A 14513-nucleotide genomic window follows, 5' to 3' on the forward strand; every position below is an offset into this window, starting at 1 on the left:
CTAATTATTATAAGTAATGCAATAGTTTCATAATAATTTATATCTTTTTGGTTATAATAAAACAAATCAATAATAGTAGTTGCAAGAGATGGAAAAAATATTTAAAAAATTAAACAATTCACAGGTCGATGCTGTCAGGCAGACAGAGGGTCCCGTGTTGATTTTGGCCGGTGCGGGCAGCGGAAAGACGACAACAATTATCTCGCGTCTAGCTTACCTCGTGCAAGGGATTGGTATTCCAGCATCAAATACTTTAACGCTTACATTTACAAACAAGGCTGCAAAAGAGATGCGTGAGCGCGCATCTAGCATGATGGAAAATCCTGCACATCCTCCTCTACTATGTACATTTCACAAATTCGGGCTTCTTTTTTTAAAATTTAACATCCATCTCTTAAACCGTCAGAATAACTTTGTAGTAATCGATACCGATGATAAAAAACGCATCATTAAAAAGATAAATAGCGAGATTCCTACCCCCTTAATAGCAAGTGAAATATCAAGATATAAAAACTCGCTATTGAGTCCCGATGATGCCTACAAGCAGGCTGAAGTTTATAACTATCAGCAGATAGCAAAGATATACGAAGAGTATCAGAACTATCTTTTGGAGAACAATCTTGTTGACTTTGACGATTTAATAGCGCTTACGTTTAGGCTGCTTGATGAGAACCCTCAGCTCGCACATGCTACTTCAGAGAGATACCGCTACATCATGGTTGATGAGTATCAAGATACGAACGAGCTTCAGCTCAAACTTCTGCAAAAACTATGCACTGCGCACAATAATATCTGTGTTGTAGGTGATGATGATCAGAGCATATACGGTTGGCGCGGGGCACATATAAGAAATATTATGGAGTTTGACCAGGATTTTAAAGATACGTCTGTTTTCAAGCTTGAAGAGAACTACCGCTCCAAAGAGCCGATACTTAAAGTTGCAAATGCGCTTATAGAGCACAACCGCTCAAGACTTGGCAAGAAACTTATTCCTACGCGCGGGGGCGGCGAAGATGTTACCATTTTAAACTCAAACGATGAGAGTGAGGAAGCGAGAAAAATCGCATCAAAGATTTCCAAGCTTTTGGATTCGGGCGTAAAAGCTGAAAATATAGCGGTACTTTATCGCGTAAACGTGCTAAGCCGCTCTATAGAAGAGGGACTCAACCGCTCAGGTATTGCTTATAAACTTATAGGCGGACTTAGATTTTACGACAGAGCGGAGATAAAAGACCTCATAAGCTATATAAGGGTTATCACAAATTTCTATGACGATTTTTCATTTAAGCGCATAGTAAACAAACCAAAAAGAGGTTTGGGCAAAGCAAGCGTGGATAAAATAGAGCTAGCTGCACATGAAAACGGCAGCTCTATATTTGAGTATATTAAAAAAGTTCCAATCGCAGAGTTAGAGGCTTTGGTAAAAGCTAAGAATGCTAAAACTCTTAAAAAGTTTGTAAAAGATATTCAGAGCGTTGCAAAGGTTGTCAGCGAGTCCACATATAACTTTATAGACATTTTAGAGGATACTTTCCATTTAAAAGATATATACGCAGGCATGCCTGATGAAGCTGAGAAGATTTTAAATATGGATGAGTTTTACGGTCTTTTTAGAGATTTTGTTAAAAACTCTCCCGACTCTTCGCTTGATGAGTTTTTAAATGAGCTTACACTTCAGAGCGAACAGGACCAAGTAGAGGGCGATAGCATCTACATGATGAGTATTCACGCTTCAAAAGGTTTGGAGTTTGACCATATTTTTATTATTGGGCTTGAAGAGGGCTTTTTGCCGCTTGTGGGCGATGGAAGTGACCTTGAAGAGGAGAGAAGATTGGGATATGTCTCTTTTACGAGAGCAAAAGAGACCCTGACTCTCTCTCATGCCGATAGCAGATTTTACAAGGGCAGAAGAAGCGATTTGCAAAAGAGCAGGTTCTTTAATGAAGCCGGACTTTGCGAAGGCTCGTTGATAGTAGAGAAAAACACGGCATTTAAAAAGGGTGACCTTGTCCGCCATAAGGTATTTGGAACGGGCAGAGTAATAGGCGTGAGCAAGTCGGGAAGAGAGTTTAAGCTAAACATTAACTTTGCCGGCACTTCAAGAGATATTTTGGCTTCGTTTGTTGAAAGACTATGAATAGACTCTTTGTCGCATATAAACCAGCCGGCGTAGGCTCAAACTTTTTTTTGACAAAATTAAAAAGAGAGTACAAGACAAAAAAAGCAGGTTTTTCTGGAACGCTTGACCCTTTTGCAAAGGGTGTTTTACTCATTGGTATCGGAAGCTATACAAAGCTGTTTCGTTTTTTGAACAAAGCACCGAAAGTTTATCGCGCGACTCTCTGGCTTGGTGCAAAAAGCGACACTTTAGACACAGAGATGATAGAACATGTAGAGATATTAAAAGAGTTTGACGAATCGAGCGTTTTGGAGGCGGTTAAATCTTTGGAAGGAGATCTTACGTATGAGCCTCCGATATTCAGTGCAAAAAAAATAAACGGGCAGAGAGCCTATGATTTGGCAAGAGCGGGCAAAGAGTTTACGTTAAACAAGATAGACTCTACGATTTATGAGACAAAACTCATAAGCTATTGCCATCCGTTTGTAACTTTTGAAGCAAGAGTCTCAGAGGGAACCTATATACGCTCTCTTGGGCTGATGATAGCAGAGAGGCTCGGCGTGGAGTTTGGCAGTCTTAGCGCTTTAGAGAGGCTGAGCGAAGGTCAATTCGAGTATGATGGGCAAAAGCCGCTTGATATAAAAAAGTCCCTAAATATAGCTCAGAATTTTTACCACGGCGAGAGTGATAATCTAAAATATGGAAGAGTTCTTGCTTTAGAGGATTTAGAGATTCAAGGGGATGGATGCTACTGGCTTGATAGCGGCAGTTTTATCTCTATAATAAATATAAAGAACAGAGAAGTAAATTACGAATTAGGCAGGATTGAATGTTAGTCTTATCAAGAAAAGTGGATGAGTCGATTGTTATCGGGGACAATATCACAATAAAAGTCATATCTGTTGAAAAGGGAGTAGTCAAGCTTGGAATTGATGCACCTAAAAACGTCTCAATCGTCAGAAGCGAACTGCTTGAAGATGTGAAAGATGCAAACATCGCCGCATCCAAAGGGACAAAACTCTCAGACCTGACCTCTCTTAGCGCATTTATTAAAAAATAAGAGAATTTTATATGAAGCTCTACAAAGCGTACGCCAAAGTAAATATATTTTTAAAAATTACAGGCATGCGCGGAAATTACCATGAAATCATCTCAAGATTTATGAGGGTTGACTCTCTTTATGATGAGCTCTCGTTTGTTCCAAAAGATGTGAGCGATGAGTTTAAAATTATCGGCTCCTTTTCATGCGAGACAAAACAAAACACAATATATAAGGCCTATGCGGCTCTTTTGGACTCATTGGATGAGGTATCGGCTCATTCACTTCAAAATCTCTTTAGCAGATACGGAGTACATGTGAAAAAAAATATCCCTGCTTTTGCCGGTCTTGGCGGGGGCAGCAGCGATGCGGCAACATTTTTAAAAATGTGCAACGAAGTTCTGCATCTGGGCTTAAGTCTTAACGAATTGGCGCTTATCGGATTAAAGGTTGGCGCGGATGTTCCGTTTTTTATTTACGGATATGATAGCGCAAACGTAAGCGGCATAGGCGAAATAGTCGAAGAGTTCAGAGAGAAGCTCTTGGACATTGAAGTTTTTACGCCATCCATAGAGATAAGCACGCCAAAGGTTTATGGGCTTTACAGAGAGAATTTTTACAATCCTATAGATGGATTTGAAGTTGAGAGGCTCAAAAAAATGGCTTCAAAAGATATACTAAAAACAGTGGCGGCGGATGAGGCTAACGACCTCTTTAAGCCCGCTCTTGAGCTCTACAAAGAGCTGAAAAATCACTACAGACACGGATACTACTTCAGCGGAAGCGGAAGCAGTTTTTTTAGGGTAAAAGAGAGGATAGAATAGATAATGGGCGAAACAATAGCAAAAAATAAAAAAGCCTATTTTGATTACTTTTTAGAAGAGAAGTTTGAAGCGGGACTTGTTCTTAAAGGAAGCGAGATAAAGGCTATCAGAGCCGGGCGTGTAAACTTAAAAGACAGTTTCATCCGTTTTGTTCAGGGCGAAGCATTTCTTTTCAATGCACACATAGGCAGGCTAGAGACGACGCATCACTTCTATGCACATGAAGAGAGAGGAAGCAGAAAACTTCTTCTGCATAAAAAGCAGATAGTAAAGATGGTTAAAGCGGTTGAGAAAGATGGCTATACAGTTGTTCCTCTGCAACTCTATTTCAACGATAGAAATATAGTAAAAATCCAGATTGCTATTGCAAAAGGAAAACAGCTTCACGATAAGAGAAATGATTTAAAAGAGAAGGATATGAAGCGCGATATGGAACGCTCAATCAAGGATTATTGATGAGGTTATTTTCTCTTCTTCTTATTTTTACATGTACAATTTTTGCACTCGATGTAAAGATGGCAAACTCCAGCATCTCAAACGGAAAAACAGCTCTTTTGGAGTTTAAAAAAGAGAAGGGAGTCGGCTATGAATATGTCGTGGTGGACAAAAAAAGATACAAAATTTTTAAAAATCCGCTAAATGAAGAGAAGTTTTACGCACTTATTCCCATAAGCTACAAAGAAAAACCATCCGATAAAAAAATAGAGATTTTTTACAAAGATGGTGCAAAACAAAAGAGCAATGAGCTTCTATTTCATGTGATAGAGGGCAATTACGAAAAAGAGACGCTAAGCGTTGATAGCTCAAAAGTAATTTTGAGCAAAGAGGACCAAAAAAGAGCTTTAAAAGAGTATGCAGAGGCGATGGAGATATATAAAAACGCTACGCCTAAAAGTTACATGTCATCTGAATTTATTATCCCAATGGATAGTAAAATAACAAGTGATTTTGGAAAAGCTAGACTCTACAACAACACTCTGGCAGGCTACCACGGTGGAACTGACTTTAGAGCTGCAGTCGGCACACCTTTTGTCGCAAGCAATGACGGTAGGGTTGTTATGGTAAAAGATAGATTTTATTCAGGCGGTTCTGTTATAATTGACCACGGACATGGAATTTATACATGTTATTTTCATATGAGCAAGTTTGATGTAGCAGAAGGTCAACAGGTCAAAAGAGGAGAGGTCATAGGACTCTCCGGCAGTAGCGGCAGGGTAAGCGGTCCGCATCTTCATTTTGGCGTTAGAATCGGCGGCGAACAGGTCGACCCGCTGCACTTTATAGAGCTGATTAACAAAAATTTATTAAAAGGTACATAATGACACTATTTCAACTCCTTATGCTTGGCGCTTCAGCATTTTTTGCATATAAAGTATATGAGCATATTCAAACATTAAAAGATTCGGATGGACAAGAGGGCGGCTCTTCGCCTGAGTTAAAAAAAAGTGCGGAGGCATTTTCTCCATTTGATCCTCAAGCATTAATCATTAAAGCTGATGAAGAGTTTGAAGCTGGCAATCTGCAAAAAGCATTTGCTCTTTTAAAAGAAGCAAACGCAAAAGAGGCACAAAACTCTGATGTTCTATTTAAGATGGGTTATATTCTCCAACAGCTCGGCGACAATGAAGAGGCGCTAAAGTACTATAAAGAGGCTCTTGAGCTGGACAAAGAGAATGAGTTTGTCCACAACTCCATAGCAAGCGTTTACCGAGTAAAGGGCGAGTTTGTCTCAGCTAAAATGCATCTAAACGCTTCTTTGGCACTTGATGATAAAAATCCTATAACATACTACAACTACGGAAATCTTTTGGTGGATATGAAGCATCTTGAAGAGGCAAAAGAGATGTATAAAAATGCGCTTGCGTTAAAAGAAGATTTTAAAGAGGCGCAAGAAGAGCTGGAAAAACTAGGCTAGGAGAGCAGATGAAGACATCGGAGATTTATAACTTTTTGGACGCACTCTCGCCCTTTGAGCTTCAAGAGTCTTGGGACAACTCGGGACTGCTGCTTGGAGACTTTAACCAAGAGATACAAAAAATAGTTTTAAGCATAGATGTTGACGAAGCGCTTATAGACTCCATGGAGGAGAATACTCTTCTTGTAACCCACCATCCGCTCATCTTTGGCGGGCTTAAACAGCTTGAGTTTAGCAAATATCCCGCAAACCTTATTCACAAGATGATACAAAAAAATATCTCAAATATCTCGATGCACACCAATTTTGACCAGACGCATCTAAACGAATATGTGGCAACTGAAATTTTGGGATATAAGATTTCGCAAAAAGACGGATTTGTTGCATATTTGGATATTGATGAAGATTTTGACATCTTTGCTTCAAAAGTTGCTTCCGCATTTTCTCTTCCACATGCAAAATGTGTAAAATGTTCTCCAAAAGTAAAAAGAGCAGCTTTGACAACCGGTTCCGGATGCTCTTTGATTAAATCTATAAAGGCGGACTGTTTTTTAACAGGAGATGTAAAATACCACGATGCCATGGAGGCAAAGAGCATAAATTTATCGCTTATTGATATCGGACATTTCGAGAGTGAACAATTTTTTGCAGAGATTTTGCTTAAACATTTGAAAAATTTAGGTTTAGAAGCTATAATTTCATCATCAAAAAACCCTTTTACTTATATATAAGAAAATCGGCACAACTATTTAATCCAAAAGGAGATTAATGAACCTTCACCTAAAACAGCTAATTGACCTGTCACATATTGATAAAGCTATAGATGCTTTTGAACCACAAATAGAAGAAGCTAGCTATAAATTTGAAGCGGCTTTGGCTAAAAAAAAGAGTATCGACTCCGACATAGAAAACCTAACTAACGAAATCAGAGATGAAGAGTTCAAAAAAAAGAAGAATGAACTTCATTTGCAGGAGCTTTCGCAAAAACTCTCAGATAATTCTAAAAAAAGTAACGAAGTTAAGACTGAGCGCGAAATGAAATCTCTTCAACTAGAAGAGGAGATTGCCAAGGAGCAGGTAACTTTTGCAAACGAAGAGATAGAGAGACTTGAGAGAATTGTTGAGTTAAAAACAGAGCAAGTTGAAGCTGCAAGAAAAACATTGACAGAGCTTGATGCAAATCTTGCATCTATAAAAGCAGAAGTAGATGAGAAGCTTGAAGTTATCAACAAATCTCGCCAAGAAGTTTTTGTAAAAAAAGAGAAACTAATCTCTGAAATGAACCAAAAAGGGCTTGCGTTTTATCAAAAAATTCGTAGATGGGCTAAAAACTCTACTGTAGTTCGTGTTGAAGATCAAGCATGTATGGGTTGTCATATGCTTATCAACGACAAAATTTACGCAGATGTTATAAAAGCCGAGGAGATTACAACTTGTCCACACTGCGGACGTATTCTCTATATGGAAACTGACAAAGAATAGGCTTGAAGCCGTTTACCCTCTTATACTTCATATTGAGCGTAGTGCTATATTTTGTAGCGCTGCCGCTTTTAGTATATCTCTCATTTAAACAAAAATACAGAGAGTCGATTCCGTCTCGTTTTTTTCTTTTTAACAATCCACGATTTAAAAAAGATAATGGAATCTGGTTCCATGTATGTTCTCTTGGTGAAGCAAGCGCGCTAAAACCTCTTTTAGAGTTTCTCGGCAATCAGGATATAAAGATAACAACCATAACACATACAGGGCATTCAGAGGCCAAGAGGTATGATGCAGAGGTTAGATACCTTCCTTATGAGATGTTTATCCCACTTTGGGCTAAGAAACAGAAGATACTAATTGTACTCGAAGCTGAGTTCTGGTTTATGCTATTTAGCGTTTTAAGAGCTAAAGGAACAAGGGTAATTCTTTTAAATGCCCGTATATCCGAGAAGAGTGCAAAAAAGTATCTTCAATTTGCATGGTTTTATAAAAAACTGCTCTCAAATGTTGAGATAATTTATGCACAGAGCGAGGCAGACAAAAACCGTTTTCTAGCACTCGGGGCAAAAAACATAGAGGTTATGGGAAATATCAAACTCGCAGGCAAGATTGCTAAGACAAAAGAGTATAAAAAGCCTGAAGTAGAGTTGATAGTAGCGGGCAGCACACATGATGGCGAAGAAGAGAGCGTTTTAAAATCATTTGTAGAGTATAGAAAGCAGAGTGATGCAAAGCTCGCCGTTGTTCCAAGGCACCCAGAGAGATTTGAGGCAGTATATGAGCTTATGAAAAAATACGCAGATAAAAACTCTCTGACACTAAGCAGATTTTCTCAGGATAGAGAGTTTAAGACAGATTTGATTTTAATCGATGCAATGGGTGAGTTGAACAATATCTATGCAATCAGCGATATAGCAATACTCGGCGGTGCATTTAAAGAGGATGTCGGCGGACACAATCCGCTTGAACCTGCCCATTTCGGATGTAAAATTATTACAGGAAAACACTTTTTTCATCAAAAAGAGCTCTTTAAATATGTTCATCATGTTCAGTACGTTGAGAGCGATGAGATACATAAAGCGCTTGTGAAATGTAGAGAGTTGCCGCCAAGTATGGTTGAAGAGAAGATAGACTTAAAGCCTGTAATAGAGAGAATAATAAAATAATAAGGACAATGATATGGCATTAGAAAAAGCATATAAACTTTTAGCAGCTCAAGAGGGAATTTCAAACTCGGAAGCAAAGTCGATGATAGACCGCGGTTTAGTATATGCCGCAAATAAAAAGGTAATGATTGCCCGCGGAGACATCGATACAAAAACACTCTTTAAGGTAGAGAAGATTGAAAAAATAAGACCGATTTTTGAGAATGATGATTTGGTTGTTGTGGATAAACCTGCGCACGTCAATTCAGATGAGATTGAGAGACAGTTTAAGCCTGCTGTTCTTCTTCACAGACTTGACCGCGAAACAAGCGGAGTTTTGATGCTTGTAAAAAATGAAGAGTTTAGAGAAAAAGCTATACAAGAGTTCAAAAGAGACAGAGTTTATAAAGAGTATATCGCATGGGTAGAGGGAATTATAAGTGAGCCTGTAGAGATAGACAGACCGATTTTGACGACAAAGAAGAATAATCGTGCAACTTCAAATGTCTCATCAAAAGGCAAACCTGCAAGAACCGAGGTTTTTCCGGATTTGGTAAGCGGAAATAAGACTAAAATCAAATGTATTATTCATCATGGAAGAACACATCAGATAAGAACTCACCTAAGATATATAGAACATCCTATAGTCGGTGATGAGCAGTACGGCGGAAGACGTGCAAAACGTGTAATGCTTCATGCATATAAAGTCAGACTTTTTGATATGGAGTTTGTAGCAGCTGAACCAAAGGCATTTATCCATTTTGAATAACCAAAATAGTATGTGGCATATCTACATGTTAAAATGTTGTGATGGAACTATATATACCGGCATAACAACAGATTTAGCAAGAAGAGTTGACGAGCACAACAGCTCGCCAAAAGGTGCAAAATATACACGCGCTAGAAGACCGGTAGAGCTAATCTACTCTGAGTCTCACGTTGACAAAAGCAGCGCTTCAAAAAGAGAGCATCAAATCAAACAGCTCTCAAAAATCCAAAAACTCTCCCTTATAAAATAATGCGTATTTTTGTTGACGGAGATGCATTTGTAAACCTGCTCAAGCCGATTATATTTCGCCAAATTGAGAGATTGCGTATTGAAACATTTGTTGTCTCAAACAAACATATAACCATCGGTAAATCTAAACTTATCTCATATATCATAGTAGAACAGGGTGCGGATGAGGCAGATAACCATATAGTAGAGCTGGTAAAAGATGGGGATTTAGTTATAACGGCAGATATTCTGCTTGCCGACAGAGTTATAGCAAAAGATGCACATGCGATTGACCACAGGGGCGAGCTTTATAGCATTGACAATATTAAGCAATATTTGGCGATGAGGAATTTAATGGAAAAGATAAGAGAGGGCGGAGAGATGACAAGAGGCCCAAAACCATTCAACCAAAAAGATGCTCACCGGTTTGCAAATCAGCTCCATAAGTTTCTGACTAAATATTGCAAAAATTAAAGCAAACTTAAAGTAACTTTCAGATAAAATTCGCAACTTTTTACACTTAAATGTAAAGTATCGATAATAGTTTTTTAGACTTACTCTCGCCAAAGGCGTAGCTTTTATTCTGTGCTTTGAAATGGCACAGAACACACAAGTGACTGAGTGAAGTCTGGACTTGTTTAGGCAATACGAGATTATAATAGGAAGGGCTTATGTTTGATATATTAACAGATTCGTTTACAAATGCTATTAAAAAAATTCGATTTCATGATGACGACAAAGCCCTCACTAAGGCTCTTGACGAGCTAAAGAAGTCTCTTTTAAAAGCTGATGTAAACCATAAAGTTGTTAGAGATTTAATAGCCAAAGTTCAGATAGAGACTAGAAAAAACGGAATCGGAAAAGATCAGTTTTTGGCTGCTCTAAAGGGTGCGCTATATGAACTTTTAGAGATAGGCGGAAACAGAGGCTTTATATTTGCCTCAAAACCTCCGACCGTTATTCTTATGACCGGACTTCAGGGTTCCGGTAAAACAACAACTACAGGTAAGCTGGCGCTTTATCTGAAAAACAAACAGAAAAAAGTTATGGTTGTTGCGGCTGACTTACAGCGTTTAGCAGCGGTTGAGCAGCTTCGTCAAATAACAACTCAAATAGGCGTTGAACTTTACGAAGATGAGAGTACAAAAAGCCCAGTCGAAGTTGTAAAAGCTGCGCTGCAAAAAGCAAACAGCGGTATTTACGATGTTGTACTTATAGATACCGCAGGTCGTTTAGCGATAGATAACGAACTTATGAACGAGCTTGAAGCTGTTAAAAAAGCTGCAAATCCAAGTGAGATTTTTTATGTTGCAGACTCTTTAACTGGACAAGATGCAATTAAAACTGCAACTACTTTTAAAGAAAAAATTGGAATTGACGGCGTAATTTTAAGTAAATATGACGGTGATTCAAAGGGCGGTGTTGCTCTTGGACTCTCATCACAGGTTCAAGTTCCGCTTCGTTTTATCGGTAGCGGCGAAAAGATGGAGGACTTAGAAGTTTTCTTGCCTGATCGTGTCGTAAACCGTCTTATGGGCTTTGGAGACATAGAGGGGTTGGCCGAGAAGACATCATCTGTAATAGATGAAAAACAGGCTAAAAAACTTACTTCAAAGATTAAAAAAGGTGAGTTTAATTTCAATGACTTTTTAGAGCAGATGGAAAGTATGAAGAAGATGGGCAGCATGAAGTCTTTAATGGGTATGATTCCGGGAATGGGAAATATGTCCAAGGCACTTAAAGATTTTGATCTTGATAATTCCGGCGAGCTTAAAAGAATCAAAGCAATGGTTTCATCAATGACGATGAAAGAGAGAGAAAACCCTGACCTTTTAAACAACTCACGCAAGCAGAGAATCGCTAATGGCTGCGGGCTCAGCCAAGTTGAGATTAATCGTATGATTAAGCAGTTTAAAAATGCGGGTAAAATGGCTAAGAGATTTTCAGGCAAAAGCGGCATGAAAGATCTTCAAGCTATGATGGGACAGATGGGCGGAGCAGGGGCACTTAGAAGGTAGCTTCTGTTTCTACATGTAGAAAGTAAATCTATAATCTTTTAGAAGCTTATAGATTTGCATTCAAAATGCAAATTTAACATATACAGCTAGTTGAAATATGACTAGCGCAGAGAAGGACAAAACATGGCAACAGTAATTCGCCTAACTAGAATGGGAAGAAAAAAACAACCTTTTTACCGTATCGCGGTAACAGACTCACGTAAAAGAAGAGACGGTGGTTGGATTGAGTTAATTGGACATTATAATCCAATGGTAGCAGAGAAGACAATGGTTGTTGATAACGAAAGATTAGATTACTGGTTAAGTGTTGGCGCTAAAATGAGCGATCGTGTTAAAAAGATAACAGGTCGCTAAGATGATAGCTGATTTTGTCGCACAATTTGCAAGACTTATAGCATCTAACCCTGATGATGTAAGAGTTGAGGTAAAAGAGGGCGATGAAACGACCGAGATTCTCCTCTATGCAAATCAAGCCGATATCGGTAAATTGATTGGTAAAGAGGGCAAGATGATCGGTGCGATAAAAACCGTCATCTCTGGCTGCAAAGCAAAAGATGGTGTAAGTTACCGTATTAATGTCGAAGCAATCAAGTAATCTGCTAAATATCGCCACAATCGGCAAAAGTGTCGGTTTAAAAGGCGAAATGAAGCTTCACATAAAAAGTGATTTTCCTGAACAGTTTAAAAAAGGCACCTCTTTTTTTATAAGTGAAAAAGAGAGTGTAACTCTTGAGAGTGTTAATCTTGAAAGAGGTCTTGTAAAGTTCAGCGGGTACAACTCGTTAGAAGATGCGAAAAAACTTACAAATAAGCATCTATATACAACTATAGAGAGAACAAGAAGTGAGTGCCGCTTAGAAGATGGTGAACATTTCTGGTTTGATATAGTGGGTTGTAGCGTAGTTGAAGATGGAAAAGTTTTAGGCATTGTTGATGAAGTTGACAGAATTTCTATTACCAATTATCTTTTTGTAAAAACTGATGAGCCTTTGGTAAAAGAGGGTTTTGCAAAAAGTTTTTTAATACCTTTTAACAAACCTTTTACAATAAAAACCGACATAGAAAAGAAAATCATAACCGTTAGCGGTGCTATGGATATTCTAGAAGCTTCATAATGAAATTTACATTTGTAACTCTATTTCAAAATATAGTCGAGGGATATTTCCAAGACTCTATTTTAAAAAGAGCGATTCAAAAAGATATTTTGAGTATTGAGTACCTAAATCCGAGAGATTTTAGCAACTCAAAACACAACAAAGTTGACGATACTGCTGTTGGTGGCGGTGCCGGAATGGTTATGAATCCACAGCCTCTATATGACGCTTTAAGCGAGTTGAAAACAAAAGACAAAAATGTACATGTAGTTTTTTTAACTCCTGTTGCGAAGCCTTTTAGACAAAATGATGCTAAAAGATTAGCAAAAAAATCCCATATAGCTTTTGTGAGTGGAAGATATGAGGGGATTGACGAGAGAGTTATCGAGAAGTATGCTGATGAACTCTTTAGCATTGGTGATTATATTTTAACCGGCGGAGAGCTGGCTTCTTTGGTTATTTGCGATGCAATATCTAGAAATATAGACGGCGTCCTCGGTAATAGCGACTCTTTAAACATAGAGAGTTTTGAAACCAATTTGCTAGAGGCTCCATCTTTCTCTAAACCGGAAAATTATAAAAACAATTGTGTTCCATCAGAATACTTAAAGGGAAATCATAGTAGAATCCGCTCACTAAAATTAGCTCTGTCTGAATGTAAGACCAAATTCTTCAGACCAGAGCAGCTTTTAAAGCACAGAACAAGGAAATCTTATGAGAAATAAGTACATAGAAAACTTTGAAAAAGCACAAGTAGCTGCGAAAAATATTCCAGACTTTCGTGCCGGTGATACTGTTCGTTTGGCGGTAACAATTAAAGAAGGTGACAAGACTCGTGTACAAAATTACGAGGGTGTTTGTATTGCAAAAAGAGGTCAGGGTACTGGTCAAACTATTACAGTTCGTAAAATCGGTGCAAACAGTATAGGTATTGAGAGAATATTCCCAATCTATAGCGACTCTATTAATGAAATAACAGTAGTTCGCCGCGGTCGTGTACGTCGCGCTAAGCTATTCTATTTACGTGATCTTGCCGGTAAAGCAGCTCGTATTAAAGAGCTTAGAAGAAAATAATCTTCTAGGCTTTTTTACCATCCATTCCCGCTTTTAATTACACCTCTTTTATGCACTCTTTAATAAAAATCAATCTTAATCTATACTATAGTTTAAAATTCGTAAATTATAAAATTTTTCAGTTTTGTATATAAAATTACATATTATTGTATAAAGGAAAATTTCCCTAAAGATTAAGAATTAAATAAGCATAACTTCCCTATAATTCCCCTCCACAAACAAAGAGACCTAAAGTTTAGGTTTAAAAATCTAGGTTTGAGATCATTGAAAACTAAGCAAGTAAATAGACTTTAATAACTAGAAATAGTTAGATGGTCATTAATAAGTTTACTTAGAAATAACTAAATAACAACAACCGTCTATTCTATTTGGTCTCTATTAATTTAGAGATACCCAATAGTATAGATACTATACAGAATAAAAAGTCCATCAAGTATTAAATTACATGATGGCAACATAAAGCCAATGATTTTAAAATCTTGGGCAAAGATTAAACAATTCAATTATGGAGAGTTTGATCCTGGCTCAGAGTGAACGCTGGCGGCGTGCTTAACACATGCAAGTCGAACGGTAACAGGAAGTAGCTTGCTACTTTGCTGACGAGTGGCGCACGGGTGAGTAATATATAGTTAATGTGCCCCAAAGACCGGGATAGCCACTGGAAACGGTGATTAATACCGGATATACCTTCATACCATAAGTTATGAAGGGAAATGTCTTTTCGCTTTGGGATCAGACTATATCCTATCAGTTAGTTGGTGAGGTAAGAGCTCACCAAGGCAATGACGGGTAGCGGGTTTGAGAGG

At 38.1% G+C, this 14513-nt stretch carries 19 protein-coding genes and 1 rRNA gene; all 20 read left to right on the top strand.

All coding sequences use genetic code 11. The features are described from left to right. The first annotated feature begins 88 nt into the window (after positions 1-88). Positions 89-2137 carry a UvrD-helicase domain-containing protein gene (locus K0A91_RS01860; protein ID WP_295007577.1) on the top strand — a complete coding sequence of 683 codons (2049 nt, stop codon included), beginning with the start codon at positions 89-91 and terminating at the stop codon, positions 2135-2137. Next, positions 2134-2955 (top strand): tRNA pseudouridine(55) synthase TruB, encoded by an 822-nt coding sequence (gene truB, locus K0A91_RS01865; RefSeq protein ID WP_295007579.1) that lies wholly within the window; start codon positions 2134-2136, stop codon positions 2953-2955. The genes K0A91_RS01860 and truB overlap by 4 nt, the downstream gene beginning before the upstream one ends. Next, entirely contained in the window at positions 2949-3179 is a 231-nt protein-coding gene (gene csrA, locus K0A91_RS01870) for a carbon storage regulator CsrA (RefSeq protein ID WP_295007581.1), read from the top strand. The genes truB and csrA overlap by 7 nt, the downstream gene beginning before the upstream one ends. An 11-nt stretch (positions 3180-3190) precedes the next feature. Then, positions 3191-3982, top strand: a complete 792-nt coding sequence (locus K0A91_RS01875) for a 4-(cytidine 5'-diphospho)-2-C-methyl-D-erythritol kinase (RefSeq protein WP_295007583.1) — start codon at positions 3191-3193, stop codon at positions 3980-3982. A gap of 3 nt (positions 3983-3985) precedes the next feature. Continuing rightward, positions 3986-4438 carry an SsrA-binding protein SmpB gene (smpB, locus tag K0A91_RS01880; protein ID WP_295007585.1) on the top strand — a complete coding sequence of 151 codons (453 nt, stop codon included), beginning with the start codon at positions 3986-3988 and terminating at the stop codon, positions 4436-4438. Then, positions 4438-5301, top strand: coding sequence for a M23 family metallopeptidase (locus K0A91_RS01885; protein WP_295007587.1), 864 nt, complete (start codon positions 4438-4440; stop codon positions 5299-5301). The genes smpB and K0A91_RS01885 overlap by 1 nt, the downstream gene beginning before the upstream one ends. Further along, on the top strand, positions 5301-5897 hold the full coding sequence (locus K0A91_RS01890; protein WP_295007589.1) for a tetratricopeptide repeat protein: 597 nt from the start codon (positions 5301-5303) through the stop codon (positions 5895-5897). The genes K0A91_RS01885 and K0A91_RS01890 overlap by 1 nt, the downstream gene beginning before the upstream one ends. Positions 5898-5905: 8 nt before the next feature. Further along, positions 5906-6628 (top strand): Nif3-like dinuclear metal center hexameric protein, encoded by a 723-nt coding sequence (locus K0A91_RS01895; protein ID WP_295007591.1) that lies wholly within the window; start codon positions 5906-5908, stop codon positions 6626-6628. A 37-nt stretch (positions 6629-6665) separates the two neighbouring features. Continuing rightward, a complete protein-coding gene (locus tag K0A91_RS01900) occupies positions 6666-7379 on the top strand; it encodes a C4-type zinc ribbon domain-containing protein (protein ID WP_295007593.1) in 714 nt (237 codons plus the stop codon). 2 nt (positions 7380-7381) lie between these two features. Beyond that, complete coding sequence (gene waaA / locus K0A91_RS01905) at positions 7382-8545, top strand: lipid IV(A) 3-deoxy-D-manno-octulosonic acid transferase (RefSeq protein WP_295007595.1); 1164 nt, start codon at positions 7382-7384, stop codon at positions 8543-8545. A 13-nt stretch (positions 8546-8558) separates the two neighbouring features. Next, a complete protein-coding gene (locus K0A91_RS01910; protein ID WP_295007597.1) occupies positions 8559-9293 on the top strand; it encodes an RNA pseudouridine synthase in 735 nt (244 codons plus the stop codon). A gap of 10 nt (positions 9294-9303) precedes the next feature. Further along, complete coding sequence (locus K0A91_RS01915; RefSeq protein ID WP_295007619.1) at positions 9304-9543, top strand: GIY-YIG nuclease family protein; 240 nt, start codon at positions 9304-9306, stop codon at positions 9541-9543. After that, positions 9543-9995 (top strand): YaiI/YqxD family protein, encoded by a 453-nt coding sequence (locus K0A91_RS01920; protein ID WP_295007599.1) that lies wholly within the window; start codon positions 9543-9545, stop codon positions 9993-9995. The genes K0A91_RS01915 and K0A91_RS01920 overlap by 1 nt, the downstream gene beginning before the upstream one ends. A 197-nt stretch (positions 9996-10192) precedes the next feature. Beyond that, positions 10193-11539: a signal recognition particle protein gene (gene ffh, locus K0A91_RS01925; protein ID WP_295007601.1), complete on the top strand. Its 1347-nt coding sequence runs from the start codon at positions 10193-10195 to the stop codon at positions 11537-11539. 123 nt (positions 11540-11662) lie between these two features. Continuing rightward, a complete protein-coding gene (gene rpsP / locus K0A91_RS01930) occupies positions 11663-11893 on the top strand; it encodes a 30S ribosomal protein S16 (RefSeq protein ID WP_294879932.1) in 231 nt (76 codons plus the stop codon). 1 nt (position 11894) lies between these two features. Further along, positions 11895-12134: a KH domain-containing protein gene (locus K0A91_RS01935; protein ID WP_295007603.1), complete on the top strand. Its 240-nt coding sequence runs from the start codon at positions 11895-11897 to the stop codon at positions 12132-12134. Further along, positions 12115-12654, top strand: coding sequence for a ribosome maturation factor RimM (rimM, locus tag K0A91_RS01940; RefSeq protein WP_295007605.1), 540 nt, complete (start codon positions 12115-12117; stop codon positions 12652-12654). The genes K0A91_RS01935 and rimM overlap by 20 nt, the downstream gene beginning before the upstream one ends. Beyond that, positions 12654-13358 (top strand): tRNA (guanosine(37)-N1)-methyltransferase TrmD, encoded by a 705-nt coding sequence (trmD, locus tag K0A91_RS01945; RefSeq protein ID WP_295007607.1) that lies wholly within the window; start codon positions 12654-12656, stop codon positions 13356-13358. Before rimM ends, trmD begins: the two co-directional genes overlap by 1 nt. Beyond that, positions 13348-13707, top strand: coding sequence for a 50S ribosomal protein L19 (gene rplS, locus K0A91_RS01950; protein ID WP_295007609.1), 360 nt, complete (start codon positions 13348-13350; stop codon positions 13705-13707). The genes trmD and rplS overlap by 11 nt, the downstream gene beginning before the upstream one ends. A 502-nt stretch (positions 13708-14209) precedes the next feature. After that, positions 14210-14513: ribosomal RNA gene (locus K0A91_RS01955) — 16S ribosomal RNA — on the top strand; the annotation flags it as partial.

The sequence above is a fragment of the Sulfurimonas sp. genome (genome assembly GCF_019429335.1).
GTDB lineage: Bacteria > Campylobacterota > Campylobacteria > Campylobacterales > Sulfurimonadaceae > Sulfurimonas.

Bases quoted from the DNA above. Each gene is read 5' to 3' on its own strand.
- K0A91_RS01920 (WP_295007599.1), top strand. From the start codon at position 9,543: ATGCGTATTTTTGTTGACGGAGATGCATTTGTAAACCTGCTCAAGCCG.
- trmD (WP_295007607.1), top strand. From the start codon at position 12,654: ATGAAATTTACATTTGTAACTCTATTTCAAAATATAGTCGAGGGATAT.
- ffh (WP_295007601.1), top strand. From the start codon at position 10,193: ATGTTTGATATATTAACAGATTCGTTTACAAATGCTATTAAAAAAATT.
- rimM (WP_295007605.1), top strand. From the start codon at position 12,115: ATGTCGAAGCAATCAAGTAATCTGCTAAATATCGCCACAATCGGCAAA.
- K0A91_RS01860 (WP_295007577.1), top strand. From the start codon at position 89: ATGGAAAAAATATTTAAAAAATTAAACAATTCACAGGTCGATGCTGTC.
- K0A91_RS01900 (WP_295007593.1), top strand. From the start codon at position 6,666: ATGAACCTTCACCTAAAACAGCTAATTGACCTGTCACATATTGATAAA.
- K0A91_RS01895 (WP_295007591.1), top strand. From the start codon at position 5,906: ATGAAGACATCGGAGATTTATAACTTTTTGGACGCACTCTCGCCCTTT.
- smpB (WP_295007585.1), top strand. From the start codon at position 3,986: ATGGGCGAAACAATAGCAAAAAATAAAAAAGCCTATTTTGATTACTTT.
- K0A91_RS01875 (WP_295007583.1), top strand. From the start codon at position 3,191: ATGAAGCTCTACAAAGCGTACGCCAAAGTAAATATATTTTTAAAAATT.
- K0A91_RS01915 (WP_295007619.1), top strand. From the start codon at position 9,304: ATGTGGCATATCTACATGTTAAAATGTTGTGATGGAACTATATATACC.
- csrA (WP_295007581.1), top strand. From the start codon at position 2,949: ATGTTAGTCTTATCAAGAAAAGTGGATGAGTCGATTGTTATCGGGGAC.
- K0A91_RS01890 (WP_295007589.1), top strand. From the start codon at position 5,301: ATGACACTATTTCAACTCCTTATGCTTGGCGCTTCAGCATTTTTTGCA.
- rplS (WP_295007609.1), top strand. From the start codon at position 13,348: ATGAGAAATAAGTACATAGAAAACTTTGAAAAAGCACAAGTAGCTGCG.
- K0A91_RS01885 (WP_295007587.1), top strand. From the start codon at position 4,438: ATGAGGTTATTTTCTCTTCTTCTTATTTTTACATGTACAATTTTTGCA.
- K0A91_RS01910 (WP_295007597.1), top strand. From the start codon at position 8,559: ATGGCATTAGAAAAAGCATATAAACTTTTAGCAGCTCAAGAGGGAATT.
- rpsP (WP_294879932.1), top strand. From the start codon at position 11,663: ATGGCAACAGTAATTCGCCTAACTAGAATGGGAAGAAAAAAACAACCT.
- K0A91_RS01935 (WP_295007603.1), top strand. From the start codon at position 11,895: ATGATAGCTGATTTTGTCGCACAATTTGCAAGACTTATAGCATCTAAC.
- truB (WP_295007579.1), top strand. From the start codon at position 2,134: ATGAATAGACTCTTTGTCGCATATAAACCAGCCGGCGTAGGCTCAAAC.